The sequence below is a fragment of the Frigoribacterium sp. MEB024 genome (assembly GCF_000878135.1).
Taxonomy (GTDB): domain Bacteria; phylum Actinomycetota; class Actinomycetes; order Actinomycetales; family Microbacteriaceae; genus Frigoribacterium.
The window spans coordinates 1-25,321 of sequence record NZ_JXQZ01000036.1; the positions used below are offsets into that span (position 1 = coordinate 1).

Sequence of the window (25,321 nt, forward strand, 5' to 3'; positions counted from 1 at the left end):
GCTCGCCCCGGTCTCCTCGGCGGGCGCGGTCCTCTCGGCGTCCGGCGCCGTGACGCCGAGCGCTCCCGCGGCGGTGCCCCCGGCGAGTCCCACCGGCAGCACGCACCTGACGGGCCCCGTGGGGCTCGACCTGGACCGCGACGTGTACGGCCTGTCCGTCGAGCCGGCGCCCGTCGAGCCGAGGTTCCTCGAGCGGGCGACCGAACTGCTGCCCCGGCTCGACCTCGGTCGTCGGCAGGACCAGTACGCGGCCATGCTCGACAAGGCCCTGTCCCACGGGTACCTGTCGACGGCTGAAGAGGGCAACTTGACGACCCTGGCCGCGGAGCTCGGCCTCGACGGGTCGGCGCGGGCCGTGCTGCACGACCGCTACTTCGCCTCGCTCGTCTCGACCGTCTGGGCGCACGACGTGCTCTCGGACGACGAGCGGCGGCAGGTGGACGCGGTGGCCGAGATGCTCGGCATCGCTCCGCACCGACGAGACGCGGCCCTGGTGCCGTCGGTGCTCGAGCGCGCGCCCCGGCCGGCGGACGACGACGAGCTCGACGAGTTCGAGGTCATCGAGGGCCTCGACGAGTCGCTCGGGGCCCCGTCCGCGCCCCGGACGCCGACCCTCGCCCGCCCCGACGTGGGTCCGCTGGCCCCCGGCGCGCACGTCGCGCTCACCGGTTCGCTCAGCCAGGGGCGGGACGCCCTCGCGCGGACGCTCGAGCGGGCCGGGCTCGTGGTCTGGCCGGCGGTCACGACCGAGACGTCGTTGGTCGTCGCGGCGGACGTCGCGTGCCCGTCGGGCAAGGTGCGGAAGGCCCTCCGTTACGGGGTGCCCGTCGTCGACGAGACGCAGTTGCCGTTCGTGCTGGCCCGATCGCGGCGGTCACGCACGGCGGCCTGACATCTCGGGACGGCAGGGGCCGCCGTCAGAGCCCCGGGTCGTCCTCGAGGTGGTCGTCGGTGTCGAGTGACGGCCACCCGGGTGGTTGGTCGGGGGCTGTCTCGTCGAGCGGGGTGCGGGGCATCGGTTCCATCGGGTCGGGCTGCATGGGGCCTCCACTCGGGCCGCCTCCGCGAGATGCGAGAGGACGGCGACCGGGGACTGGGGCTGCCGGGTCCCACCGTACGCGCCTCGCGGGGCTGCGCCTAGCGCACCGGTCAGACGGTCAGGCGTCGCGCCACGATGCCGGCCGCGACCTCGACCAGCGGGAGGCGGTTCGCCCGGGCGTGCCTCCGGATGCGTTGGAACGCCACGTCCATGTCGACGGACTGCGTGAAGGACACCACGCCCTTGGCCTGCTCGATCACGATGCGACTGTCGAGGGCGCGCTGCAACTGGTCGCGCGTGGAGTCGATCTCGCGGAGCGCGCGCTCTTGCAGGATGCTGATGGTCGCGACGTCGGCCAGGGCCTGCGCAGCGGTCGCGTCGTCCTCGTTGAGGGCGCCTGTCGTCTCTCGGAACAGGTTGAGCGAACCCAGCGTCTGGTCACGCAGCCGCAGCGGGATCGCGTGGACCGACCCGTAGCCCGAGTCGCGCGCGAGGTCGGCGAAGACCGGCCAGCGATCGTCGATCTCGCCGAGGTCGGGGACCGAGACGACCGAGCCCGTCGTGTAGGACTCGACACAGGGGCCCTCGCCGGCACGGAGCTGCAGCAGCCCGACGAGCTTGCTGCGTTCGTTGGTCGAGGCGATCACCTCGAGCTCGCCGGTCGAGCCGGCGAGGATGATGCCGGCGTCCGCGGCGTCGAAGAGGGCCGTGGTGCGCTCGACCAGCATCTGCAACAGGTCGATGGTGTCGAAGCCGGTCACGAGCGAGTCCGCGAGCGTGACGAACGTCTGCAGGAGCTGGGTCTCTCTGTCGCGGTCGGTCACGGGCGTCAGCCTAGGCCGTGTCGCCGACGGCCGTCGCCTGCCTCACGAGAAGTCGAGGCGCCGCAGCACGATCTCACTGGCGATCTCGCGCAGCCCCCGGCCGCTCGACCAGGCGTGGCCGCGGATGACGAGGAGGGCTTCGTCGACGCTGACGCCGAGCTGGACCATGACCATGCCCGAGGCCTGGTGCACCTCACGGGGGAAGATGGTCGGGAAGAGGCTGTCGTCCCCGGCCTCGAGCGCGTCGAGCGCCCGGCTGAGGACGCTCTTCCCCGCGATGCAGGCGAGCGTCGTCGCCTGGTCGACCTCGTCGTCGGTCAGGTCGCGGCGTTCGTCGCTGTAGAGGTCGACGGCGCCGAGGTCGAGGCGACCGTACGAGAGCGGGAAGGCGGCGACGCTCGCGACGCCGGCCTCGATCAGGGCGGCGGCGGCGGCGGGCCACGCCTCCGGAGGGGCGGTGGCCAGGTCTGGCTCGACCACCGGACGGTTCGTGCCGTGCGCCTGCCAGCAGGGGCCCTCGCCGAGGTCGAACTGGATCTCGTCCCGGCGCGCCGACACGGGGTCGCTCGAGCACACCGTGCCGGTGCCGAGAGGACCGCCGAGCGTGGAGACCGCGGCGCCGGTCACGCCGAACGTCTCGCGGAACGGGCCGCACAGGTCGGTGCCCGGTGCGGTGGCACGAGCGAGTGAGACCGCGGCCGTCCGGACGGCGCTCGCCTCAGCCACGACTGATCCACGGCACGTCGGACGCCGGGGGGCGAGGTGGAGACGGGTACACGGATTCCTCCACTAGGACCCTGAGGTCATCGCGACGACTCTAGTGGGTCGACGCCGGGGGAGGGGGGATGGTTCGGAGCCGTGACCGAGCCCCTGGCGGCCGGGTCCGATGCCCACGGGGTGATTTGCATGGTGTGCAAGATTCCTTCGCCGTTCATCTTCGTCGTCGCCCGCGAGGCCTAGCGTCGCAGCGGGGCGATCGTGCCGCGGTCACCGGTCGGTGACCGGCGGTCGTCTCGGAGGGCGGTACCGATGGACGTGTTAGTCACCGTGATGCTGGTGATCGTGATCGCGCTGGTCTTCGACTTCACGAACGGTTTCCACGACACGGCCAACGCCATGGCGACCTCGGTCGCCACCGGCGCCCTGAAGCCGAAGGTCGCCGTCCTCATCTCGGCCGTCCTCAACCTGGTGGGCGCATTCCTCTCGACCGAGGTCGCGAGCACCGTCTCGAACGGCATCATCCGCGAGGGAGACGGCGGGGTCCAGGTGACACCGGTCATGATCTTCGCGGGTCTCGTGGGTGCCGTCATCTGGAACCTCGCCACCTGGTACCTCGGGCTGCCCTCCAGCTCGTCGCACGCCCTCTTCGGCGGTCTCATCGGTGCGGCGGTGATCGGTGCCGGCGTGGGCGCCGTCGACTTCGGCGTGGTCCTGTCGAAGGTGGTGCTGCCGGCCCTCATCTCGCCCGTCGTGGCCGGCGTGGTCGCGCTCGTCGCCACGTACGCGGCCTACCGGGTCACCCGGCAGGCCACCCTGCGGGGGTCGACGGCGGGATTCCGGCACGGTCAGACGGTCAGCGCCTCCCTGGTCTCGCTGGCCCACGGCACGAACGACGCCCAGAAGACGATGGGTGTCATCACGCTGACCCTGATCGCCGCGGGCTACCAGGGAGCCGGCACCGCCCCGCCCCTCTGGGTGGTCCTCGCCTGCGGCCTCGCCATCGCACTCGGCACCTATCTCGGAGGCTGGCGCATCATGCGGACCGTGGGCAAGCGGATCACCGACGTCCAGGCTCCCCAGGGGTTCGCGGCCGAGACGAGCTCGGCCGCGACCATCCTGATCTCGTCCCACCTCGGGTTCGCCCTGTCGACGACCCAGGTGACGTCGGGGTCCATCGTCGGGGCAGGGCTGGGCAAGAAGCTCGCCACGGTGCACTGGGGCGTCGTGGGCAAGATCGCCTCGGCCTGGCTGGTGACCCTGCCGGCCGCCGCTCTGGTCGGAGGGGTCTCGGCCTGGCTCGCCAGTTCGAGCACGGCGGGCCTGGTGGTCGTCGCGGTGCTCGCCCTGGCCGGCGGACTCGCCTTCGCCCTTCTCGCCCGGCGGCACCCCGTGACCCACGAGACCGTCAACGACAGCGACGAGGCCCCGGCCGCCGAACGGGTCGGCGCGAGCCGCGGACGAGGGGAGTGACCATGTTCTTGGGAGTCGACTGGGGCGCCTTCGTGGTGGTGTTCGCGACCGCACTCGCCGCCACCGCCGTCATCGTCACCTCGTTCGCGCTGGGCATCCGTCTGTTCGCCGACGGCGCCGTCGAGTCCGACGGCGGGTCCGGGGTCGTCGCCGCGGGCGCTGGCGCGAGCGCCGGCGCGAGCGCGAGTCGATCGAGGCCGTTGGCGGCGACGGTCGCCGGCGGGCTGTGTTTCGCCGTGGGGACGGCTGCCGTGCTCTTCGGACTGTGGATGATCGTTCCCCAGTTCCACTGACGGTCCGGACGGCGGGCTCGGCGAGTAGCGTGCGGGCATGACCAACGACAACGGCATCCCCGACGGCTCGACCGACATCACCGAGGACGACAAGAAGTACACCGAAGACCTGGCCGACGGGTCGAAGCAGGGCCTCGTCGACGACTCCGAGCAGAGCGACGACAGCGAGGTCTCGGACGGCAAGGACGGCTAGTCGACCGGGCTCCGGCCCCGACACGTCACGACATGCCGCTCACGTGCGAACGTGGGCGGCATGTCCTGTCTTCTCGACGGGACGGATTCAGCCGCGGTGGAGCACGGTGTTCTCCTCGAGGGGGATGGGTGGGCGGTTCAGAGGAATGGTCGGCCGGCTGGTTCGCGCGTCACGTCGACGCGTTCGTGCCGGAGGGTGGTGGAGACGTCGACGTCCTCGACGATCCGGTCGACGGACACGCGGACGCGTTCGACGGGCACGACGACACGGTCCACGTCCAGGCGCTCCTCGTGCAGGACGACCTCGAACGGCATCGCGGACGACTCCGTGGGTGATGCCTCGCCCGGGGCCACGTCCTCGCGGACGATCCGGAGCTCTTCGCGGCGGACGGTCACCGTGATCGTCTCCTCGCGCGAGACGACGACCTTCCGGAGGCGCACCCGCTCGACCGGGACGGCGACCGTCGTGAGGCGCGCGCGTTCCGCCGAGAGCAGCACCCTCGCGGACGCGGGGGTGGGCACCGTCGGCCCCTCGACGCGACCGGCCGGACCGGCAGCCGGATGCGGGTCCACCGGGCCGACGGTGCCGGAGATCATCGGTGCGGGGAGGTGCCGTCGGGGGAGGTGTCGTCGGGGGAGGTGTCGTCGCCGTCGAGGTCGATCTCTTCGTGGCGGACCTCTTCCGTGACCTGTTGCTGCTCGGTGACGGTTTCGGTGCCGAGCTGGACGCGCTCGACGGGCACGGTCTCGGTGACCTGCTCGGACACGACGTACTTGCGGAGGCGCGCGCGACCGGCGACGGTGGTCTCGGTGCCGACGTGCAGGCGCTCCTCACTGCGGGTCATGGCGTCGTCGGTGTCGGGGCCCGACGTGTCGTGGCCGGCACCTGTTCCGGTGACCGAGTCGGCCGTCGTACCGCTCGTGCCGGCGTCGAGGTCGACGGCGTTCGTGTCGGAGTCCTGGTCGAAGAGCGGCGTCTCGACCCCGTCACCGTCGAGGTGGTAGTAACGGAACAGGTCCGACTCCTGGTCGGGCGAGAGGTGACCGTCGGCGTCGTCGCTGTGCGGCGCGTCCTTGACCATGGCCTTCGTGACGGGCACGTGGACGTCGTCGCCCTGGACGGTGGCCTCGGCCAGGGGCGCGAACGACTCGCCCGTGCCGAAGAGTCCGGTCGTGACGGTGACCCAGGCGGGCTCGCCGCCCTGGTCGTCGAGGTAGACCTGGCCGATGCCGCCGATCTTCTTGCCGTCCTGGTCGATGACGTCGCCGCCGCCGGCGAGCAGGGCGTCGAGCTGGGTGGTGCTGATCATGGTGTTCCTCACGGGTCGAGGACCGGGCGGGGTGCCCGGGCTCATGGTGTGGCTGACCGGTCGTCGCAGAGGACGACGGACGCATGCCGACGCGGCCGTCGCCCTTCGGGGGGGGACGCTGGATGCCGTGCGTGGGGGAGGAGGTCGGGGAGGACGCTCGCGGGCTCGATGTCGTTCCTTCGGACGCGGGTGGCGCGACGGCCACGTGCCGGTCCCCGTGGAACGTACGCCGCGCCTCCCGTTCGTGACCGTCTCGGACGACGTGCTGTTCGATCGTGGGGCTTTCCTCCGGGTCGCCCTCCGCGAGCCCTCGCGGTTCGGGCGCGCGTGACCCCTCGCGGTCGCACAAGTCAACCCCCTGAGACGTTCTCATCATGTGCGGTCGCAGCCCCCCGGGAGGGGGACAGGGTGACAGGTCCGACCCCGATCGCGACCGTCACCCGGACGATCGCCGACGATCCGAGAGGCACGACATGAGCGACGACAAGCGGTACGACGGAGACCCGTCCACCCCGGTCTACGACACCACCTCCGAGGGGCAGCCGCTTCGTGGCGCCGCCTCCGGGCACGACCACCTGCGCCGCGACGACGCCGTGACCGACCTGGGCGACCAGGTCGGCGCGTATGCCGACATCACCGACCCCGACGCGACGGCGAGCGATTTCAGCGCGACGGCGGCCCCGGTCGTCGAGGAGCACCTCGGGCACGACCACGCCGGCACCGGCACCGGCACCGGCATCGGCTCGGGCGCCGACGCCGGTTCCGGCGCCACGGACACCGCGAAGGCCAAGGCCGGCGCCGCGAAGGACGAGGCGGCCGGCGTCGCGGACGACGCGAAGTCCGCGGCCTCTCACGTCGCCGGCAGCGCCAAGGAGCAGGCCTCGAAGGTCGCCTCCGAGGCCACCGGCCAGGCCAAGCAGCTCTTCGGCCAGGCGACCGGCGAGCTCAAGGAGCAGGCCGGCGCCCAGCAGGAGAAGGCCGCGGCCGGCCTCCGCCAGGTCGGCGAGCAGCTCGGCACGATGGCCGACTCGGCCGACAGCGGTGTCGCGGGCGAGCTGGTCCGCAACCTGTCCGGTCGCGCCCACGGCGTCGCCGGCTGGCTCGAGGGTCGCGACCCGGGCAGCCTGCTCGACGACGTGAAGTCGTACGCCGCCCGCAAACCCGGCACCTTCATCGCCATCGCCGCGATCTCGGGCCTGCTCGCCGGACGCGTCGTGAAGTCGCTGACGGCCGAGGCCAAGGACGAGCACGCCGCCACGACCGAGACGGCAGGAGGCGCAGCGAGCCGGCACGCGCCTCCTGCGTCCGCCGCCGCGCCGAGCCGTCTCGTCGGTGACGTCGGTCCCGTGGCCGGTGAGTACGACGTCGTCACCGAGGGCGACGTCCCCGGCTTCGGCGGGCAGACGCCGGACGCCGGCGTGCCCACCACGTGGCCCGACACCTCGGGGACGCGCGCGTGAGCGACCCGTTCCGCGAGCCCGGGTCGACGCCGCCCGCACCGGAGGAGAAGGCCGCGACGACGTCGCTCGGCGACCTGCTCACCGGCGTGACCGGCGACATCTCGACGCTGTTCCGCCAGGAGGTCGAGCTGGCCAAGGCCGAGCTGACCGAGTCGGCCAAGAAGGCCGGCAAGGGTGCGGGCATGTTCGGCGGGGCCGGGCTCACCGCCCTCTTCGCCCTGCTGTTCGTCTCGCTGGCCGCCATGTGGGGCCTCGGCGAGCTGATCGGCCTCGGCTGGTCGTCGTTGATCGTCGCGGTCGTCTACGCGATCGTCGCCCTCGTGCTGTTCCTGCGCGGGCGGAAGGAACTGAAGAGCATCAAGGGGGCACCGAAGACGGTCGACTCCCTCAAGAAGATCCCCGAGACCGTGACGCCTGGAGGCACCGCATGAGCACCACCGACCAGAACGGCAGCAGCCGCACGCCCGACGAGATCCGCGCCGAGATCGAGCGCACCCGCGCCGGCCTCAGCGACGACGTCGACGCGCTCGCCGACAAGGTGAACCCGTCGAGCATCGCCCACCGCCAGACCGAGAAGGTGAAGAGCCGCTTCTCGGGCGTCAAGGAGTCCGTCATGGGCGCGGCGCACGACGCGGCCTCGAACACCCAGGGTGCCGGCCACGACGCCGCGGGCAGCGTCTCGGACGCCTCGTCGGCGGCCGTGCGGAAGGCGAAGGGCAACCCGCTCGCCGTCGGCCTGATCGCCTTCGGGGCCGGCTGGCTCGTGTCGTCGCTGATCCCCGCCACGGACAAGGAGAAGGAGCTCGTCGCCGACGCCAAGGAGGCGGCGGGCCCGGCTCTCGACTCGGTCAAGGGTGCGGCGCAGGACGTGGCGTCGAACCTGAAGGAACCGGCCCAGGAGGCGTTCGCGTCGGTCAAGGGCACGGCGCAGGACGCCGCCTCGACCGTGAAGGACGACGCCTCGAGCGCCGCGGGCGACGTGAAGGACAGCGCCCAGCAGTCGAAGGAGAACGTGCAGGGGGCCTGACCTCACCCCGCACGCGTCGGCCCGGACGCAGGAAGGCCCGCCCCGACGAGAGTCGGGGCGGGCCTTCCCACGTGACCGGTCGGCGGAGCTCCCTCCCGACGGGGCGATCGTGCGACTCGAACCCCCGCCGACCGGGACCGGCGTGGCCTGGATCGGCTCGAGCAGGTCAGGATGGTCGGATGCCCTCGTCACCCCGCGCCCGTCTCGTGCGTCGATCGGCCGGTACGGCCACGCAGACCGCCACACCCCCCAGCCCGATGCAGCGCCCCGGCGCCTTCCGGTTCGGCCTCATCGCGACGCTCGGCGGGGGACTCGGCGTCGGCATCATCGTCGCCCTCATGGCCCTGTCGACGATCCTCGTCTACATCGGGCTGGCGTTCTTCCTCGCGCTCGCCTTCGAGCCGGTCGTCCGACGCCTCGCCCGCGCCGGCGCCCCGCGGTGGGTCGGCGTGATCGTCGCCGTCGTCCTGGTCGTCGGGATCGTCGTGGGCATCGTCGCGGCCGTGGTGCCCGCGCTGATCGAGCAGATCGGGCACGTCGTGCAGACCGCGCCCGGTGCCCTGCAGGACCTGTCACGCCAACCGTGGGTGCAGCAGGCCGTCGAGACCGTCGGGTTCGACGTCGACGTCGACGACGCCGTCGGGGCCGTCACCTCGTACCTGCTCGACCCCGACCAGCTGCTCGCCCTCGGGGGTGGCCTGCTCGCCGTCGGGCAGGGGATCACCAACGCCATCACCGCGGTGATCGTGGTCGCGATCCTCACCCTCTACTTCGCGATCACCCTTCCGCAGATGCTGCGCTCGCTCAGCCGCGCCGTGCCCCGCAGCCACCGCGAGAACGTCATGAGCATCTCGGACGAGATCTTCCTGTCGGTCGGCCGCTACGTCGCCGGGCAGGTGGCGCTCGCCGCCGTCAACGCCGTGTTCGTCTTCGTCGTGCTGACGATCGCCGGCGGGCCGGTGCCCGTGCTCTTCGCGACCCTCGCCTTCCTGGGCGCACTGATCCCCGTGGTCGGCACGGTCGTGGCCTACGCGATCATCGTCGCCGCCACGATCACCGTCTCGCCGGTCACCGCGATCGTCGTCGGCATCGTGCTGCTCGTCTACGCGCAGGTCGAGGCCTACGTGCTGACCCCACGGGTGATGTCGAAGGCCGTGGCGGTGCCCGGCGCCCTCGTCATCGTGGCCGCCTTCGGGGGCGGGGCGCTCGGCGGCGTCCTGGGTGCCCTCGTGGCGATCCCGATCGCGACGGCCGGGGTGGTCGTCTTCGAGCGGGTCGTCGTGCCGCGGCAGCAACGCGTCTAGCCGTCGGGACGACACGAGAGAAGGTGGACCTTGCCGGGTGGGAGCCCGGCGGGTTCAGGTCGCCGAGCCCCCGGCGCCACGGCAGCTGCCGTCGGACGATCGGACGACGGGTGTGGCGGGGTCGGCGGGGTCTGGGCCTCCGAGAAGCGTAGCCAATCGGTAACGCGAGGTGAAGGGGGTCGACGGGACCCGCGCCTCCCCGGTGTCAGACGACGGGACCTGCCGACCCACCCGGCGTCGGAGGCGCGGCGGGGTCGTCGCCGGCGAGCAGCAGATCGAGGCGCAGCTCATGCTCGCGGGTGTAGGCGGAGAGTGCCCGGATCACCCAGAGCAGGGTCCTGATCAGGAGCACGCCCAGCGTGACGGCCAGGGCGAACACGACCACGAAGAAGGCGGGGTAGAGGACGCCGACGAGGGAGAAGCCGTTGGAGTACATCCCTCGACGCTAGGTCACGACCGGGGCCGGAGGGCTCCACCTCGCGATGGAGCCCCGGGACTCACTCCTCGGCGTCTGCCGGGCTCTCGTGGGCCTGCGCGGTCTCGTCCATGCGGTCGCGGAGGTGGTCGGCCATCGAGGCCGCGCCCTCGTCGCCGTGGTCGGCCTCGACCTGTTCGATCAGGCCACTCAGCTTCTCGTGGTCGGTCGCCTCGGTGGCCCCGTCCATGACGGGTTCGGTCTGCTTCTCGTCGCTCATGCACCGGACGCTACGCCCACGGGGTCCGCGACGGCTGGACCCGCGCCTCCGCTCGTGACGGGCGGCGCGGGGCCGATCCGCGGGAGGTTCGACGGGCGGCGCGACGGGCCCACCGAGGGGTAGCATGTGCGACCCGCGGCGGGTGGGGTACGCAGGGCCGGGCATCGCCTGGCAGCCCTGCGCGTGTCGCCCCGCACGTGCCTGGGATGGACCTCTGCCCCACCGGAACGAGGACCACATGAGCACGACGACGCGCCCCGCACGCACCCGCACGAGCACCGCCCGCACCGACGACATCACCCGTGCCGCCGCCGACCTCTTCGGTTGGACCGACCTGCACCCCGCCCAGCTCGAGGCCCTGGAGGCGGTGGTCGCCGGCCGGGACACCCTCGCGGTCATGCCCACCGGATTCGGCAAATCGGCGATCTACCAGGTGGCCGGCGCCGTGCTCGACGGGCCCACGGTCGTCGTCTCGCCCCTGATCGCGTTGCAGGCGGACCAGGTCGCGGGGCTCGTCGGACGCCCCGACGCCCCGCCCGCCGTCGCCATCAACTCGGGCCACACCGACGCCGAGAACGACGAGGGCTGGGAACGCCTCGCCGCCGGAGAGGTCACGTACGTGTTCCTCGCCCCCGAGCAGCTGGCCCGGGACGAGACCGTCGACCGCCTGCGCGACGCCGGGGTCGCCCTCGTCGTCGTCGACGAGGCGCACTGCGTGTCGTCGTGGGGGCACGACTTCCGGCCCGACTACCTGCACCTCGGCGAGGTCGTCGAGCGCCTCGGCGGCCCGACCGTGCTGGCGTTGACGGCGACCGGGTCGGGCCCGGTGCGCCACGAGATCGTCGAGCGCCTGCGCCTCGACGACCCGCTCGTCCTGAGCCACGGCTTCGACCGGCCGAACCTCTCCCTCGAGGTCGTGCGGCACGAGGACGACGACGAGAAGGCCCGTGCCGTGGTCGAGCAGGTGGCGGCCTCGACGACGCCGGGCATCGTCTACGTCGCCACCCGCAAGGCGACCGAGGACTACGCCGCCGCGATCGCCGAGCGCTGCCCCGACCGCACCGTCGTCGGCTACCACGGCGGCCAGCGGTCGGCCGAGCGGGGTGAGCTGCACGAGCGGTTCCACGCGGGCGAGGTCGACGTGGTCGTGGCGACGAGCGCGTTCGGCATGGGCATCGACAAGCCCGACGTCCGGTTCGTCGTGCACGCCGACGTGCCCGACTCGCTCGACTCGTACTACCAGGAGATCGGTCGGGCCGGGCGGGACGGCGACCCCGCCACCGCGACCCTGCACTACCGGCCCGAGGACCTCTCCCTGCGGTCGTTCTTCGCGTCGGGCCTGCCCGGGCGAGCAGACCTGCGAGGCGTCTTCACCGCGCTCTCGGCCGCGGGCCGGCCGGTCCGGCGATCGGAGGTGTCGGACCAGCTGGCCCTCGGCGCCCGGACGGTCTCGCGCCTCATCGACCTGCTGCTCGAGGGCGGTGCGCTGTCCGAGTCGTCGAAGGGGTTCGAGCCGGTCGACGGCTTCGACGCCCGCAGCGCGGCCGAGGCGGCGCGCGGGGTCGCCGAGACGCGTGACCGGGTCGAGCGCTCGCGCATCGAGATGATGCGCACCTTCGCCGAGGCTCCCGGCTGCCGACGGCACTTCCTGCTCGGCTACTTCGGCGAGGAGTCGCACGAACGCTGCGGCAACTGCGACGGCTGCCGGGCCGCCGAGAAGGCCGGGGAACCCCAGGAGGCGCGCGAAGGCGGGCAGGACGGCGTCACCGACACCGCGCCTCCTGCGTTCGCGCCCGACGCCCGCGTCGTGCACGCGACCTGGGGCGAGGGCACCGTGATGAGCACGGACGCCGACCGCATGACGGTGTTCTTCGAGAGCGAGGGCTACAAGGTGCTGGCCGTCGCCGACGTGCTCGCGCGCGAACTGCTCACACCGGCCTGACCGGCTCGACGGGCTCGCCCGCGGCGGCGAGCACGGTCGCGATCGTGCGGGGGTGGGCCAGCACCCGGAAGTGCCCGCCCGCGTGGAGGCGGACGTTCACGGCGCCGGGCAGTTCGCTGCCCTCGGGGATGTGCGGATCGAACTCGCCGAAGACCGAGGTGATGCGGCCGTTGACCGATTCGTCGCGGGCGAGCAGCATCGTCGTCGCGTCCCGGGGCGAGAAGGCCCGGAGGGCGGGCAGCACCAGCCAGGTGGCGTAGCGCGACCCCGAGAACGGCGAGCAGACGGCCACCATCGACCGCACGCGGCGGGTCTCGTCGAGCAGCGCCATGACGTACTTGCCGATCAGGCCGCCCTTGCTGTGGGCGACGATCACGACGTCGGTGAGTCCGTGGGTGAGCAGGTACGCGGCGACGTCGCGCGCGGTGACCTCGACCGGACGGCTGTTCCACCGCAGGTCGTCCAGCACGTGCACGGGATGGCCCTCGGCGTGCAGGCGTTCGATCATCGGTCGCAGGAACGACCAGGTCTCCCATACGCCCGGGATCACCAGCACGGGGCGACCCGTGCCGCCGAGGTAGCGATCGGGGTCTCGCGGACTCGTGACGGCGCGCACCTGCCAGACGGCGGCGTAGGCGTAGTCCTGCACCCACCACACGGCGTGACGGACGAGCCGGCCGGGGGCGAGGTGGAGTCTCACCACTCGACCCTAGGCGTCGCCGTGCGGGACGTCCCGGGTCAGACGCTGTCGGGGTCCAGGACGAGCGTCGTGCCCTCGAACAGGTGCTGCGCGTCGTCGATGACCTGGAGGCCCTGGTTCATGTAGAGGAGCGCCGAGACCGAGATGCCGAAGCGCTGGGCGACGACGTCGATGAGGTCCTCGGGTGCGACGGTGTACCGCTTGGGGGCCCCGGACGCCGTGGTCGCCTCGAGCGCCCCCGAGGCGAAGGCCACCGCACCCGAGTCGACCGGGACGATGTTCGTCTGCCGCGGCGGCACCGACCACGCGACCGGGGCGACGGCGAGCACCTTGCCGGCCGAGATCTCGACGGGGACGTCCGAGGAGGTGCTGGTCGAGTGGACGACGAGCGTCGAGAGGTACGAGGGCTGGCTGATCGAGCCGAAGCTGCCCGAGGCCGCCGTCGGAGTCGTGACGGACGCCCCGAGCTCGACGCCCCCGTCGCCGCCGTACGTGACGCCGTCGCCGACGGACGGGGCCACCTGGTAGAACGCGACGCCCACCGGGACGGGCAGGCTCGAGGTGGCGTCCGTGAGCTCGGTCGCGTAGGTGTCGTCGCCCCCGGCCACCACGCGGTAGTGCAGGTGGATGCTGCCCTTGGGGGAGGCGAGGTCGCCCTCGGCGACCACCGTGCCGGCCGCGACCGGGGTGATGAAGGGCGCCGGCACGGCGGCGTCCTGCGGCGGCGGGGTGGCCGCCCGGGGCGAGGGCGTCGCGGGGGCGGTCGGCGTCGGCGACGGGGTCGCGCTGGGGGTGGGCGTCGAGGTGCGGGCGACCGTGGTCGGGCTCGCGGACTCGGTCGGGACACCGGCCGCGAGCGGGGCCGAACCGCTCGTGAAGAGGACCGCGCTCACGACGACGGAGACGAGGGCCGCGGCGGCGACGACGCCACCGACGATCGCGAGGCGGCGACGGCCGGACCGGGGTGCGGGTTCGTCGTCGGCCTCGTCGGCCTCGGTCGCGCTCGCCGGGTCGGCCGATGCCGCGGCACCGGCCGTGCCTGCGGCGCCGCGGTGCGACCACGCGACGAGCCGGGGCTCGGTGCCGTCGGGCGCGACCTCCGCCGCGGGGGCGTCGCCGGTGTCGGACGCGCGGGGCGCGAAGAGTTCGTGACCGGGCGTGACGTCGTCGTCGCCGCCCGCCCCTGGTGCGTGTCGTGCCATGGTGCCCCCTCGGCGTTGATCCTAGGGGACGGCGTGGGTCGGGTCGAGACCGATCGGTCCGGTCCCGGTCCGGGTACGAACCTGGAACAGCCTGTGAACCCCGGCGGCCCGCGGACACCCGGCCTACCGTCACAGACGTGCCGGGTCAGTCCGGTCGACCCACAACCAGGAGGTACGTCATGTCCGTTGGTGACAAGGCAAAAGATTTCGTCCAGAAGGCCGCCGGCAAGGCCGAAGAGGCCGTCGGCAAGCGCACGGACGACGAAGAGCTCACGAAGCAGGGCCACAAGGACCAGCACATGAGCGAAGAGCGTCTCGAGACCGAGAAGGCCAAGGACGACCTCGGCCAGAGCTGATCGTTCCGTCGACCTCGGTCGGCACCCCGGAGGGCCCGGCATCCGCGGATGTCGGGCCCTTCGTCGTCCGGTCGGAGGCCGGGGAACGGGCGACCAACGGTGCAGAGTGTGCAAAAACCTAGCCGGGCGTGATTCGGTGGAGGCATGAAGCGTCCGTTCCGTTCCCTCGCCCCCGCCGCGGTCGTCGTGGCGTCCTTCGCCGTCGTGCTCTCGGGCTGTTCGGCCTCGAGCGGCCCCGAGACGGCGGCGGCCCCCACCGTCACCGTCACGGCCTCACCGACGTCCGGTTCGTCGGCGACCGACTCGCCGACCAGCGCCTCCTCTCCCACGGCGTCGCCGGGTCCCGAGGGGGCGTCTGGCGGCGGTGGCGACCTGGGCGACGGTGCCCCGGGCGACGCCTCCTCGCGGTGCACGGTGGGCGAGCTCACCGCCGAGATCGCCGACGGAGGCGGGGGTGCGGCCGGCAGCTACGGCGTCGCCATCATCCTGACCAACGGCGGTCAGCGCACGTGCACCCTCCAGGGCTGGCCCGGCGTCTCGTTCGTCGGCGACGGGAACGGAACCCAGATCGGCGCCTCGGCCGCGCTCGATCGCTCGTCGCCGCACGAGGCCCACACGCTCGCCCCCGGTGCCGAGGTGCAGACGATCGTGCAGATCGCCCAGACGGGGAACTACGACGCAGCGGAGTGCCGGCCGCAGGCGACCGACGGGTTCCGCGTCTACCCGCCCGGCTCGCTCGAGTCGATCTTCGTGCCCGCCTCGGGGTCCAGCTTCGAGGCGTGTGCGAACGCCCGGGTGCAGCAGATGACGGTCAGCGCGCTCGCCACCTTCTGACGGCGCGCGGGTCCGGCCGGCGTCCCGGTTCGACGGGCGAGGTGGGCGAGGTCATCCTCGGGGGGCACGGGCTGCGACCCGCGGAGGACGCGTGACGACGCCGGTCGTTCGTACGCTGGCACCTCCTCGAAGGAGAGCTGCCATGACCGAGACCCGACTCGACCGCCCCACCATGCAGGCCGCCCGACGGCAGGGGTCCCCGGCCGTGACGATCGTCCTCGGCGCCGGTCGGGTCGCCGTGGTGGCTGCCGGAGCACTGGTGCTCGGCGGCCTGACGAGCCCGGCGCAAGGCTTCCTGCCCGAGTGGCTCGGAGGGTTCGCGAACTCGTCCGGTGGCTGGTCGGTCCTCGTCTTCGCGCTCGTCCTGGCCGTGCGCGCCCGCCCGGCCCTGTCGGCCGTCCTGGGCGCCGTGGCGTTCGTGCTGCTGGTCGAGGGCTACCGGATCGTGTCGGGGTGGCGCGGCTTCCCCTACGACGAGCCGTTCCAGAACGTCTTCACGATCCTCGGGCTCCTCGTGGGGCCGGTCATCGGTGTCAGCGCCGCACTCCTCCGTGCGTCGTCGCCGACCTGGCGGACCTTGGCGGTCGTGCCGCTCTCGACGGTGCTCGTGGGGGAGGGGCTCTACGGGCTCGTCGTCCTCGACCAGGGACCGGGCGCCGTCTACTGGGTGCTCCAGGTGGTCCTCGGCGCGGCGTTCCTCGCCTGGGGCACGATGCGCACCCGGTCGTCCGCCCGGACGTGGGTGCCCGTCGTCACGGCGGGGTCGGTGGTCGCCCTGTCGATCGTGTTCGTCGTCGCGTACACGGCCCTCCCTGGCCTGCTGATGTGACCAGCCGGGTCGTTCCTCCGCCGGGACTCGACCCGCCCCTCCGGGCCGGCCGACGACGCCGAGGCCCGGGTGCGATGCCGATGCCGATGCCGATGCCGATGCCGATGCCGAGGCCGATGCCGATGCCGGTGCCGGTGCCGGTCTCGTTCCGTGTTCGGTGCCGGTGCCGGTGCCGGTGCCGGTGCCGGTGCCGGCAATTCCTGGCCGGTGACGCGGTGGGGTGCCGTGATCGGCGTGGGACGGGTGCGGCGGTGACGGGAGTCAGGACTTGCCGACAGGGGGTCGCTGTCCGTGCCGACGTCCGTGCCGACGTCGGTGCCGTGCCGGTGCCGTCGCGGCGTCGCGGCGTCGCGGCGTCGAGGTGCTGCGGTGTCGGCAATTCCTGGCCGGTGACGCGGTGGGGTGCCGTGATCGGCGTGGGACGGGTGCGGCGGTGACGGGAGTCAGGACTTGTCGACGGGGGTCGGTGTCCGTGCCGACGTCGGTGCCGGTGCCGGTGCCGGTGCTGGTGGCGGCAATTCCTGGCGGGTGCGGCGGTGGGGTGCCGTGATCGGTGTGGGAGGGGTGCGGCGGTGACGGGAGTCAGGACTTGCCGACAGGGGGTGTCGCCGATCCCGGGGCGGGGCGGGGCGGCGCGGGGCGGGGTGGGCTCGCGACCGCGCTGCGCCACGTGGTCCGACCGGCACGGCCCGCGGCCTAGAGGCGGGCCTCGGTGCGTCTCGGCTTCAGCCGGGCCGGCGCGTCGGATGCGGCGACCCACTCGCAGGTGAAGGTGCCGCGGTAGCCGAAGAGGAACCCGAAGCGCTGGTTGTGCACCTCGAGGTCGACGTGGAACGACTCGTCGTCGTCGGACCACCACTCGTGCAGCTCGGCCCGACCGCTGAACAGCATCGGGAAGCGGAACGAGACAGGGCCCTCGTGGAAGCGCTGCGCCTCCGAGCGGAGCACGAGGCCGCCGCGGTCGTCGACCGTCAGGTCGAGGTCGACCGCGAGGTGCTGGTGGGTGCCGAGGTAGTCGAGCACCCGCCCGCGGTCGAGCACCATCGTCGCGTCGAAGCGGACCGGGCGTCGGCCCGCCCGGCGGCGCCGCACGGTGTACGAGCGGACGAAGGTGACGGTCTCGCGTCCGAGCCCGTCGCGGTACGGATAGTTCTCGATGACGAAGGGCACGTCGTCACCGACGTCGGGCACCAGGATGTTGCGCAACCGCCCGATCTGCAAGAACGGCACGGTCCACCACGGGCCCCGCCGGATCGACGACATGACGCCCCGGCCCACGCAGGCCTCGCCCGAGTCCAGACCGACGCCGAAGCGGCGCTGCATCATCGGGTGCAGGCGGACGAACTCGTCGCCGAGGGCCTGCTCGAAGATCGACGTCATCGGGGTGACCGCCTCGCGGGGTCGGGCAGCGCGGCCAGGGTGACCGGCGCCTCCTGCAGGTGGTCGCCCGCCCGCGTGCCGCCCGCGGGCGCGCGGAGGGTGCGGGAGGCGCGGGGCCGGTCCGGACGCCAGAACGCGAGGGCGCTGGCGAGCGGCCACCGCTCGGGTTCGCGGCCGGTCTCGAGCCAGAGGCGCAGGCGGTCGAAGCTGAACGCCGTCGCCCACCCGAGCAGCGGACGCACGACCAGGTCGAGCGGACCCCAGCCCGAGTCGTAGTCGTAGCCGGTCACGAAGCGCGTCCGTCCGTCGGCGGTGGGCAGGTAGCGCCAGTACCCACGCCCGGCCCGGATCGGTGAGAGGGCGTCGTCGGTCGCGAAGCGCAGGGCGGACGTGCGCGAACCGTCCTGGCCGTGGCGCTCGCCGATGCTGACGCCCGTGCCCTCGACGGTGTGGACGGGCGTGCGACGGACGTAGCGGAACGGTGTCGACCCGTCGGCGTCCGGCGGCCCGGGGGTGATGCGCGAGAAGCGGACGTCCCAGCGGACGTGCTGGGCGGGGTCCTGCGTGGCGGCCCACACCCGATCGAGGTCGGCGTCGATGACGGTCTCGACGTAGATCTGACGTTTCCCCACGACGGCGAGGCTAGGGCATGGTGGCGGCCGACGGAACGCCCCGGAACGCGGGTCGTCGCCGGATCTAGGCTCACCCCATGGACGAGAACTTCCGGACGGTCCGCGACGCGTTCGGGGCCGCGGCGCGGTGGTTCGCCGAGACGGTGCACGAGCTCGACCGGCCGCCGGCCCCCTGGGAGGCCACGGCGCTCGGCGAGTGGAGCCGTCGTGACCTCGTCGGCCACACGTCGAGGGCCCTGCTCACGGTCGAGCAGTACCTGCGGCCGGGGCCGTCGGATTCTGACCGCCGCTCCGTCGACTACTACCGGGCGGTCCGGGGCGGCCGCGCCGATCCGGACGAGGTCGCCGAGCGGGGGCGGCAAGCGGGACGGGACCTCGGTGCCGACCTGCCCGAGAGCGTCGACACCGTCGTGCGACGGGTGACCGGCATGGTGGCCGGACGGACCGCGGACGCACGGGTGGAGACTCCGGTCGGCGAGTGGCGGCTCGAGGCGTACCTGCCGACGCGCGTCGTCGAGCTCGTCGTCCACACCGGCGACCTGCGGACGGCCGGCGGGCTCGACGGGCAGGCGCCCGAGACCGCGGTTCGTCAGGCGCTGGTCGTGCTCGGCGCCCTCGTGGCCGACGCTCCGTCGGATGATGCGCCGCACCTCCTGACGGCCCTGACGGGGCGCTCGGCGCTCGACGCCCGGTACACGGTGCTCTGACGGCGCCAGCGGTCCGCCGCGGGTGCCTGTCATCCCTTCCGACCACGCCCCCGGGCCCCGCCGGCTCTGGCTCTGGCTCTGCCTCTGGCTCTGGTGTCGGCAATTCCGGGCTGGTGCTGCGGCGGGGTGCCGACTTCCGCGAGGGAGGGGAGCGGCTGCGACAGGAGTCAGGACTAGCCGACCTCGGGTGGGACGCGTGCCGCGTGCAAGGGGGTGGGCCGACAGGCGTCGAGGTCGGAGCGGATGTCGAGTTCGCCGCCGGGGGCGGGGCCGGTGTCGGCAATTCCGGGCTGGTGCTGCGGAGGCGTGCCGGGATCACCGGGGGATGGGAGCGGCTGCGACGGGAGTCAGGACTTGCCGACGGGGGCGGCGCCGGTGTCGGCAATTCCGGGCTGGTGCTGGGGCGGGGTGCCGGGATCACCGGGGGACGAGACCGACCACGACGGGAGTCAGGACTTGCCGACGGGGGGTCGGCGCCGGTGTCGGCAGCTGCGGGCCGGTGTCGCGGCGGGTGTCCGGATCGAACGGATGGCGGGGTCACACCCTCGAAGGGACCGGCTCGGCCTGTCCTGGACGGATCACCGTCCGGTCGAGTCGTCGATCCGCTGGAAGAGGACGTGGTCCTGCCAGCGGCCCGCGATCTCGAGGTAGGACGGGGCGATGCCGTACTGCTCGAAGCCGGCCTTCACGAGAACCCGTTGCGAGGCGACGTTGTGGCGGAGCGTCCCCGCCTGGACGCGGTGGAGGCCGGCCTCGCCGAACGCCCAGTCGACGGCCTCGCCGACGGCCGACGTCATGATGCCGCGCCCGTTGCGGTCCTCCGACAGCCAGTAGCCGAGGTCGCAGGACCGGAAGGGGCCACGGGCGATCCCGCTGAGGGTCAGCCGGCCCACCACGGCACCCTCGTCGACGATGACGAACGGCTGCGCCTCGCCGCGTGACCGTTGCGCCAGCAGCGACGAGATCACCGACAGCTGCCCCTCGGGCGTGAAGTAGGCGTCACCGCGCACGGGGTCCCAGGGGGCCAGGAACTCACGGTTGCGCGTCAACGCCCGTGCCAGCTCGGGGGCGTCTCGCGGATCGATCAGGCGGAGGTGGGAGGACACGGTTCACGGTACCGCCGGAGATGCCCCTCGACGCCGTCGTGGTCGTCGCGCTACGAGTGTTCGTCAGGCCACGGCCCCACGGCATCCAGTCGGGCGAGGAACTCCTCGAACCGAGCCGGCTCCGTGCGACCGCTCAGCGTCTCGCCGAACCACGCGGTCCAGATCGCGTCGACCTGGTCGCCGGTGATGCCCCGGGCCAGGATCAGTTCACGCACCATCGGGACGGCTTCGAGTTCGTACTCGTCCCAGGGGGCGCCGTCCTCGGTGCCGGGCTCCAGTCCATAGGGGTCGAGGGCGTTGAGCTCGACCAGCACCCGGTCGACGAGATCCCGCCAGGCCTGGCTGCGGCGTGGTTCGCCGACGTTCGCCTCTCGTCGACGGCGGAATCCGCCGACGTGCCTCACCGTGCCTCCGGACGCCCGGCCTCGTCGAGCGCGCGCAGCAGCGCCTCGCCGTCGCGCACGTCCACGAAGGTCATCGGCAGCGGGGCCATGACGCCGTCGAGGCCCGTGTTGGTCAGGCCACGCTGCCGTGCGCCGAACGGGGTGTCGCCCGTGATCGAGTCGGTCCAGTCGACGCTGACGTGGGTGCGGTCCCGGGACCACGACACCTCTTGGTTCTGCTGCTTCGCCGGCGCCTGGTGGACGGTCGACCCGACGACCAGGAACGACCGCTGGTCGGTGACCGCGTAACCCGTCTTCGCCTTCCGTGCCCGCTTGAGCAGGAATCGGCCGACCACGAAGAAGAGGCCGATCGCCACGAAGACCCCACCGAAGGCGACGAAGAACCACGATGCCCCGTCGCGCAGGGCGGAGACCTCCCAGAAGATCGCGAACCCGCACCACAGCAGGCTGAACGGCACGAGGAACAGGTCGTTGCGACCGAAGGTCACGCTCTCGTCCGGGCCGCCCGACCAGAGCAGGCGCTCGCCGGGGCGCAGTTCCGGCTGGACGAGGGCACGTCGGTCGTCGGGCACGCGGGCGTCGGGAGCGCTCATGGTCGAGAAACTACCGTGACGCGTCCGCCGCCGTCACCGCGTTCGGACTGGTGTGCCGTCACGCCCTCGGTCGGTCGAAGCGGGCACCGCCGGGCTTCGGGCCGAGCAGCGACAGGATGAAGATGACGAATGCGCCGAGGTACGGGAACAGGTTGATCAGCAGCAACCACCCGCTGAGGTCGATGTCGTGGAGTCGCCGCGCTCCGAGGGAGAGGAACGGGACGACCGTCCCGAAGAGCAAGACCGCGAGAACGAAGCCGAAGGGGATGAAGCCCGGTCCGGGCTCGAGGGTGCCGTCGTAGTCCGTCGTGCTCCCCGGGAGGCCCGCGAGGAACCCGACGATGCTGAGCACGAACCAGACCACCGTGTTCGCGAGGACCACCCACCAGTACTCGCTGCGGCTCGCGCGCCCCGTGAAGTCGGCGTACTTCTGGAAGAACCGCTTCACCGCGACGACCGGACCCGCCCCGTACAGAGGCGCCCAGAGGGGGACCGGCCCACCTGGGGCGAAGGGCGACCCCTGCGGCGGCTGTCCGTACGAGGGCTGTGCATACGAGGGTTGCCCGTACGAGGGCTGTCCGTACGAGGGCTGTCCGTACCCGGGCTGCGGCTGCGGGTGGCCGGAGGGCTGCTGCCCGTACGGCGAAGGCGTCGGCTGCCCGTAGGGCGGCTGCTGCCCGTACGGCGAAGGCGTCGGCTGCCCGGCGGGCGGCTGCTGAGGCTGCCCACCCTGGGGCTGTCCGCCCTGCGCCTGCTGCCCGTACGGTCGCACCGCCCCGCCCTGCTGGTCCGCCCCGTCGTTCCTGTCGGTCATGAGATCCCCCTCGTCCGTGCCGCCCACCGCGACCCCGCCACCCTACCGAGGCACCACCAGGCCCCGCCCTCCGGACGACGACGGCATGCCAGAGGACCAGGAGGCGCGGTCCGGCACCGAGGACGGCCCCCGTCGTACGATCGGACCGTGCAGACCCCGGCCGTCCTCCGAGACCACTCGCCCGAGGCCGCCGCGCTCCTCGGCGACGGGTGGACCGTCGCCGCTCGGTCGTTCGGTGCCCGGCTCCACACCGGTGACGTCGACCGCGACCACCTTCGCGCCCTCGCCACCGGCAAGGCCGCCGACGTCACGATCCGCGAGCTCGGTCCGCACGACGTCGACGCCGTGCTCGCCCTCGACGCGCAGACCCTCGACGACTACCCGGGGAGCGTGGCCACACGGCACGAGCCCTTCGACCGGTCGTCGGCGACGCCCGGACCGACCCGCAGGGCCTGGGGTGCCCTCACGTCGACGGGTCGCCTCGTCGGCCTGACCGTCGTCGACCTCGACGGTCCCGCCGCCGAGACGGACGTCACCGTCGTCCACCCCGATCACCGCGGTCGAGGTCTCGCCGCAGCGGTCAAAGCGGCGTCGGTGCTGGCCCTCCTCGACGACGGCGTCCTCAGCTTCCGCACGGGAGGTTCCGCCGACAACCCCGCGATCGTCGCCACGAACGCCTCCCTCGGCTACGTCGTCGACGAGGGCTGGCTCACCCTGGTCGCACCCGCCCCCTGAGCGACGGTCGAGTGGTCCCGAACCGTCCCTCGTCGGTCGACGAACGACGGAACGGGACCACTCGACGCGGCACGCGGCACGCGGGCGCGCGCGAGCCCGCGGTCAGCCCCAGCCGCCGAGGTAGGCGGCGACGCTGGGCTCGCCCGTCACGGGCGTGAGCCAGTCCACGGAGGCGCGGTGCGAGACGAACGCGACGCCCGCCCCCCAGCGTCGGGCGCGCAGGGCGGCGCGACGCGACTCGACCGTCACGAGCACCCGGCCCGACGGGTCCACCAACTCGAGGGTGCCGAGCGACCCCACGCCGACCGCGTCCGTCGCCGTCCGCAGGTCGCCTGCGACGTCGTCCCCGAGGCCTGCCGCAGCGGCCAGCGCCTGCACCCGGGCGTCTTGCGAGCCGCCGGCCTCCACCGCGGGCAGCACCCGCACGGCACCGTCGAGCGTCACGACCACCCGGGCACCGCCCCGCGCCGCGGCGGCAGCCGCCGACGAGCGGCCCCGCACCCGCTGGTCCGCCTCGAAGACCGGTGCCACGTCGTCCGGCACCACGACCGTCACGTCCGGCATCGCCGCCAGCACGCTGTCCACCGCCACGAACGCCGCACCGGCCGAGATCGACGTCCCGACGGCGGCGACCAGTTCGACGCAGACGTCCACGGCGCGACTCCGCACTCCGAACCCCCGGGAGCCGCGCACGGCGATCAGGTCGGCGAGGCGCAGGGTCTCGCCGTTCTTCTCGGCCTGGCGCCGCGCCTCCTCGTCCTCGCGAGCAGCCTCCGAGGCCTCCGAGGCCGCCGAGCCCGCCGAGGCCACTGAGCCCGCCGATCCCGCCGATCCCGCCGACCCCGCCGAACCGACGCCCGCACCCGTCGCCCGCCCCGCCCAGTCCGGCCCGTCGTGCCACGCCACGGCGCCCGGCACGTGGGCGAACACGCCGCCGGCGAGCCACGCGCGGTGTGCCCACTCCCAGTCCTCGCCGCCGTAGCTGGTGAACGACTCGTCGAAGCCGCCGACCTGGTCGAAGAACCAGCGGGTGCAGCAGGTGACCGCCCCGATCAGGTGGCGGTACGACCGGTCGTCGGCGTGCAGCAGGTCGGCCGACCAGCCGTACGCCTGCTGCAGCCAGCGCGGCTGCTCGAGTTCGTGGGCCGGCCCGGCCACCTCGACCGGCTCCGACACCGGCACGGCGCCGCCGTCACCACCCAGCACGCCCGCGAAGTCCGCGTGCTTCCGCTGTCCGACCGTCACCGCCTCGGGGACGAGCGCCGGCAACCGCGTCAGCCGCAGGACGTAGTCCGGCTCGGGTGACGTGTCGGCGTCGACGAAGCACAGCACCGACCCCGACGACGCGGCGACGCCGACGTTGCGGGCGGCCGAGAGCCGGAACCCGAGGTCCTCCTGCACGATCAGTCGCACCCCTTCGGGCACGGTGGGTGGCGTCGGCGATCCGTCGTCGACGACGATCACCTCGAGCCGTTCGGCGGGGTAGCTCTGACGCGCGAGCGCCGCCAGCGTCCGGTCGAGCTCGGCCTGCTGCCGGTAGTGGACGACGACCACCGACACGAGCGGCGGCAGGTCGGGCCACGTCCCGTCGAGGGCGTCCCACGCGTTGCCGACGACGAACCGCCCGCCCGCAGGAGGCGCGGTGTCGGTCGCGTCGGACACCGGCGACCCGGCGTCGCGGCTCACCAGCGCACCCCCTCGGCCCACCACGCCGCGTAGGCGTCGGCGACCTCGTCGAGGCCGGGCAGGGTGCGGGCGTCGTCGTCGAGCCAGGTCGACTCCGGGTCGGCCAGGGCCGTGGCGATCGCGGCCGCCAGCCCGCCGTCGGGGTAGAGCGTGAGCGTGCCCGGCCGCAGCGCCGCCATCTCGCGCGAGTACCTCGTGTCGGGGACGAGCGGTCGTCGCCCGGCCGCGATCCAGGTCGCGATCGATCCGGAGGCCGACACGTGCTGGTGCGCCGCCACGGGCACCGACGCGCGTCGCGCCCGGTCGAGCAGCGTCGCGTCGTCGAGGTAGCCCGTCGCGCCGAACGGCACGCCGAGACCGACGGCCTCGTCGACCAGCTGCTGCAGCTCGGCCTCGTGACCCGAGGAGGCGCGGCCCAGCGCCACGACGCCCGTCGCCCGCGCGTCCGGTCGCGTCGCCCCGCTTCCGTCCCGGTCGCCGGCGGCGTCGTGCCGCGCGGCCGCGAGTCCGGCCACGGCCGCCACGACCTCGGCGTGCCCCTTGCCCGGGTAGAAGAACCCGATGACCGCCACGTCGCCGTCGGGCTCCGGCCGGGTGCCCGTCAGCGGATGCCGTTCGACCGGCAGGGGGATGACCTCGACCGGGCCGTCGAAGCCGACCCACTCGTGCAGGAGGGCGCGCTCGTGCTCGCTGTTGACGACGACGCCCCGTGCGGCGGCGACCACGCGACCGTAGGCCTCTCCGCGCCTCCTCAGGTTGCGCTCGCCGTCCGACGGCTGGGGCAGGTCGTGCAGGGTGACGGTGAGCGCCGTCGTGTCGGCCAGGTGCTCGACGACGTCGGCCGCCGCCGACGGAGAAGGGCCCCAGAGCCGGTCGGTGAACTGCAGGTGCGCCCGGGGCACGGTGACGTCGACGGAGTCGTCGTCCGGCACGTCGAGCAGGTCGGCGACGTCGAGGGCGAGGTGCCGCCCGGTGCGGGCCTCGACCGTCGCGGCGATCTGGGCCGCGTAGGTCGCGACGCCGTGTTGCGGATCGTGGTGCGTGACCACCACGGGGGGTAGAGCGTG

General features: G+C 73.2%; 30 protein-coding genes and 1 pseudogene. 14 read left to right on the forward strand and 17 right to left on the reverse strand.

Translation table 11 applies throughout. The features are described 5' to 3' along the window. Window positions 1–892, forward strand: a pseudogene (locus SZ60_RS17460) (hypothetical protein); the annotation flags it as partial. Window positions 893–917: 25 nt separating this feature from the next. Here SZ60_RS17460 and SZ60_RS17790 read toward each other — a convergent pair. The 3 genes from SZ60_RS17790 to SZ60_RS08630 form a co-directional block, all read right to left on the reverse strand. Further along, entirely contained in the window at window positions 918–1,040 is a 123-nt protein-coding gene (locus SZ60_RS17790) for a hypothetical protein (RefSeq protein WP_255349707.1), read from the reverse strand. Window positions 1,041–1,149: 109 nt separating this feature from the next. Beyond that, on the reverse strand, window positions 1,150–1,863 hold the full coding sequence (locus SZ60_RS08625) for a GAF and ANTAR domain-containing protein (RefSeq protein WP_043595173.1): 714 nt from the start codon (window positions 1,861–1,863) through the stop codon (window positions 1,150–1,152). Window positions 1,864–1,905: 42 nt separating this feature from the next. Continuing rightward, window positions 1,906–2,589, reverse strand: coding sequence for a GAF and ANTAR domain-containing protein (locus SZ60_RS08630; RefSeq protein ID WP_052505258.1), 684 nt, complete (start codon window positions 2,587–2,589; stop codon window positions 1,906–1,908). A gap of 303 nt (window positions 2,590–2,892) precedes the next feature. On the opposite strand from SZ60_RS08630, the gene SZ60_RS08635 reads away from it, so the two are divergent. The 3 genes from SZ60_RS08635 to SZ60_RS17185 are packed head-to-tail and all read left to right on the forward strand — an operon-like array spanning window position 2,893 to window position 4,539. Further along, window positions 2,893–4,053 carry an inorganic phosphate transporter gene (locus SZ60_RS08635; protein WP_043595175.1) on the forward strand — a complete coding sequence of 387 codons (1,161 nt, stop codon included), beginning with the start codon at window positions 2,893–2,895 and terminating at the stop codon, window positions 4,051–4,053. A 2-nt stretch (window positions 4,054–4,055) separates the two neighbouring features. Then, window positions 4,056–4,346, forward strand: coding sequence for a hypothetical protein (locus SZ60_RS08640; protein ID WP_043595176.1), 291 nt, complete (start codon window positions 4,056–4,058; stop codon window positions 4,344–4,346). A gap of 37 nt (window positions 4,347–4,383) precedes the next feature. Next, entirely contained in the window at window positions 4,384–4,539 is a 156-nt protein-coding gene (locus tag SZ60_RS17185) for a hypothetical protein (RefSeq protein WP_156155551.1), read from the forward strand. Window positions 4,540–4,676: 137 nt separating this feature from the next. Here SZ60_RS17185 and SZ60_RS08645 read toward each other — a convergent pair whose 3' ends face one another. Both SZ60_RS08645 and SZ60_RS08650 read right to left on the reverse strand, forming a co-directional pair. Then, the gene (locus tag SZ60_RS08645) at window positions 4,677–5,060 is read right to left on the reverse strand and encodes a DUF2382 domain-containing protein (protein ID WP_197073533.1); all 384 of its coding nucleotides are present in this window, start codon (window positions 5,058–5,060) and stop codon (window positions 4,677–4,679) included. A 71-nt stretch (window positions 5,061–5,131) separates the two neighbouring features. Continuing rightward, a complete protein-coding gene (locus tag SZ60_RS08650) occupies window positions 5,132–5,848 on the reverse strand; it encodes a DUF2382 domain-containing protein (protein WP_043595177.1) in 717 nt (238 codons plus the stop codon). 473 nt (window positions 5,849–6,321) lie between these two features. Between SZ60_RS08650 and SZ60_RS16445 the strand changes: the two genes are divergently transcribed. From SZ60_RS16445 to SZ60_RS08670, 4 genes are all read left to right on the forward strand, one after another. Then, window positions 6,322–7,308, forward strand: a complete 987-nt coding sequence (locus tag SZ60_RS16445) for a hypothetical protein (protein WP_052505260.1) — start codon at window positions 6,322–6,324, stop codon at window positions 7,306–7,308. Continuing rightward, a complete protein-coding gene (locus SZ60_RS08660; protein ID WP_043595197.1) occupies window positions 7,305–7,739 on the forward strand; it encodes a phage holin family protein in 435 nt (144 codons plus the stop codon). The genes SZ60_RS16445 and SZ60_RS08660 overlap by 4 nt, the downstream gene beginning before the upstream one ends. Continuing rightward, on the forward strand, window positions 7,736–8,335 hold the full coding sequence (locus SZ60_RS08665; protein WP_043595179.1) for a DUF3618 domain-containing protein: 600 nt from the start codon (window positions 7,736–7,738) through the stop codon (window positions 8,333–8,335). The genes SZ60_RS08660 and SZ60_RS08665 overlap by 4 nt, the downstream gene beginning before the upstream one ends. Before the next feature lie 179 nt (window positions 8,336–8,514). After that, window positions 8,515–9,639: an AI-2E family transporter gene (locus SZ60_RS08670; RefSeq protein ID WP_052505261.1), complete on the forward strand. Its 1,125-nt coding sequence runs from the start codon at window positions 8,515–8,517 to the stop codon at window positions 9,637–9,639. A gap of 205 nt (window positions 9,640–9,844) precedes the next feature. Here SZ60_RS08670 and SZ60_RS08675 read toward each other — a convergent pair whose 3' ends face one another. After that, the gene (locus SZ60_RS08675) at window positions 9,845–10,075 is read right to left on the reverse strand and encodes a hypothetical protein (RefSeq protein WP_043595180.1); all 231 of its coding nucleotides are present in this window, start codon (window positions 10,073–10,075) and stop codon (window positions 9,845–9,847) included. Window positions 10,076–10,136: 61 nt separating this feature from the next. Then, window positions 10,137–10,334, reverse strand: coding sequence for a hypothetical protein (locus SZ60_RS08680; RefSeq protein ID WP_052505262.1), 198 nt, complete (start codon window positions 10,332–10,334; stop codon window positions 10,137–10,139). A 238-nt stretch (window positions 10,335–10,572) separates the two neighbouring features. On the opposite strand from SZ60_RS08680, the gene SZ60_RS08685 reads away from it, so the two are divergent. After that, window positions 10,573–12,276, forward strand: a complete 1,704-nt coding sequence (locus SZ60_RS08685; RefSeq protein ID WP_043595182.1) for a RecQ family ATP-dependent DNA helicase — start codon at window positions 10,573–10,575, stop codon at window positions 12,274–12,276. Here SZ60_RS08685 and SZ60_RS08690 read toward each other — a convergent pair. Then, the gene (locus SZ60_RS08690) at window positions 12,263–12,976 is read right to left on the reverse strand and encodes an acetyltransferase and hydrolase with the alpha/beta hydrolase fold protein (RefSeq protein ID WP_043595202.1); all 714 of its coding nucleotides are present in this window, start codon (window positions 12,974–12,976) and stop codon (window positions 12,263–12,265) included. The two genes, SZ60_RS08685 and SZ60_RS08690, sit on opposite strands and share 14 nt — an antisense overlap. A gap of 38 nt (window positions 12,977–13,014) precedes the next feature. Beyond that, window positions 13,015–14,178, reverse strand: coding sequence for a LysM domain-containing protein (locus tag SZ60_RS08695; RefSeq protein WP_052505263.1), 1,164 nt, complete (start codon window positions 14,176–14,178; stop codon window positions 13,015–13,017). Window positions 14,179–14,357: 179 nt separating this feature from the next. Between SZ60_RS08695 and SZ60_RS17190 the strand changes: the two genes are divergently transcribed. The 3 genes from SZ60_RS17190 (at window position 14,358) to SZ60_RS08705 (ending at window position 16,197) form a co-directional block, all read left to right on the forward strand. Further along, window positions 14,358–14,534, forward strand: coding sequence for a CsbD family protein (locus tag SZ60_RS17190; RefSeq protein ID WP_123518567.1), 177 nt, complete (start codon window positions 14,358–14,360; stop codon window positions 14,532–14,534). A gap of 144 nt (window positions 14,535–14,678) precedes the next feature. Beyond that, a complete protein-coding gene (locus SZ60_RS08700; protein ID WP_043595183.1) occupies window positions 14,679–15,368 on the forward strand; it encodes a DUF4232 domain-containing protein in 690 nt (229 codons plus the stop codon). Between the two features lie 142 nt (window positions 15,369–15,510). Next, entirely contained in the window at window positions 15,511–16,197 is a 687-nt protein-coding gene (locus tag SZ60_RS08705; protein WP_052505264.1) for a DUF6518 family protein, read from the forward strand. A 696-nt stretch (window positions 16,198–16,893) separates the two neighbouring features. Here SZ60_RS08705 and SZ60_RS08710 read toward each other — a convergent pair. Both SZ60_RS08710 and SZ60_RS08715 read right to left on the reverse strand, forming a co-directional pair. Then, window positions 16,894–17,577 carry a DUF4166 domain-containing protein gene (locus SZ60_RS08710; RefSeq protein WP_043595185.1) on the reverse strand — a complete coding sequence of 228 codons (684 nt, stop codon included), beginning with the start codon at window positions 17,575–17,577 and terminating at the stop codon, window positions 16,894–16,896. Continuing rightward, a complete protein-coding gene (locus tag SZ60_RS08715; RefSeq protein WP_043595187.1) occupies window positions 17,574–18,209 on the reverse strand; it encodes an SRPBCC family protein in 636 nt (211 codons plus the stop codon). The genes SZ60_RS08710 and SZ60_RS08715 overlap by 4 nt, the downstream gene beginning before the upstream one ends. A 77-nt stretch (window positions 18,210–18,286) precedes the next feature. Here SZ60_RS08715 and SZ60_RS08720 point away from each other — a divergent pair, with 77 nt between their 5' ends. Further along, window positions 18,287–18,916 (forward strand): maleylpyruvate isomerase N-terminal domain-containing protein, encoded by a 630-nt coding sequence (locus SZ60_RS08720; RefSeq protein ID WP_043595189.1) that lies wholly within the window; start codon window positions 18,287–18,289, stop codon window positions 18,914–18,916. A 578-nt stretch (window positions 18,917–19,494) separates the two neighbouring features. Here the strand turns inward: SZ60_RS08720 and SZ60_RS08725 are convergent. Genes SZ60_RS08725 through SZ60_RS17675 form a run of 4 tightly spaced genes read right to left on the reverse strand, consistent with a single transcriptional unit; the run spans window position 19,495 to window position 21,467 of the window. After that, window positions 19,495–20,022 carry a GNAT family N-acetyltransferase gene (locus SZ60_RS08725; protein ID WP_043595190.1) on the reverse strand — a complete coding sequence of 176 codons (528 nt, stop codon included), beginning with the start codon at window positions 20,020–20,022 and terminating at the stop codon, window positions 19,495–19,497. Window positions 20,023–20,072: 50 nt separating this feature from the next. Continuing rightward, window positions 20,073–20,426 carry a hypothetical protein gene (locus SZ60_RS16450; protein ID WP_052505265.1) on the reverse strand — a complete coding sequence of 118 codons (354 nt, stop codon included), beginning with the start codon at window positions 20,424–20,426 and terminating at the stop codon, window positions 20,073–20,075. Next, window positions 20,423–21,019 (reverse strand): hypothetical protein, encoded by a 597-nt coding sequence (locus SZ60_RS16455; protein ID WP_052505266.1) that lies wholly within the window; start codon window positions 21,017–21,019, stop codon window positions 20,423–20,425. Before SZ60_RS16455 ends, SZ60_RS16450 begins: the two co-directional genes overlap by 4 nt. A gap of 58 nt (window positions 21,020–21,077) precedes the next feature. Beyond that, window positions 21,078–21,467: a DUF805 domain-containing protein gene (locus SZ60_RS17675; protein ID WP_231567093.1), complete on the reverse strand. Its 390-nt coding sequence runs from the start codon at window positions 21,465–21,467 to the stop codon at window positions 21,078–21,080. 513 nt (window positions 21,468–21,980) lie between these two features. Between SZ60_RS17675 and SZ60_RS08745 the strand changes: the two genes are divergently transcribed. Then, complete coding sequence (locus tag SZ60_RS08745) at window positions 21,981–22,568, forward strand: N-acetyltransferase (protein ID WP_043595191.1); 588 nt, start codon at window positions 21,981–21,983, stop codon at window positions 22,566–22,568. Between the two features lie 102 nt (window positions 22,569–22,670). Here the strand turns inward: SZ60_RS08745 and SZ60_RS17465 are convergent, their stop codons facing one another. Together SZ60_RS17465 and SZ60_RS17470 are read right to left on the reverse strand one after the other, a co-directional pair. Further along, complete coding sequence (locus tag SZ60_RS17465) at window positions 22,671–24,254, reverse strand: glycosyltransferase family 2 protein (protein WP_231567094.1); 1,584 nt, start codon at window positions 24,252–24,254, stop codon at window positions 22,671–22,673. Then, on the reverse strand, window positions 24,251–25,321 hold a 1,071-nt coding region (locus SZ60_RS17470), incomplete at its 5' end, for a hypothetical protein (RefSeq protein WP_197073534.1). The genes SZ60_RS17465 and SZ60_RS17470, both read right to left, overlap by 4 nt.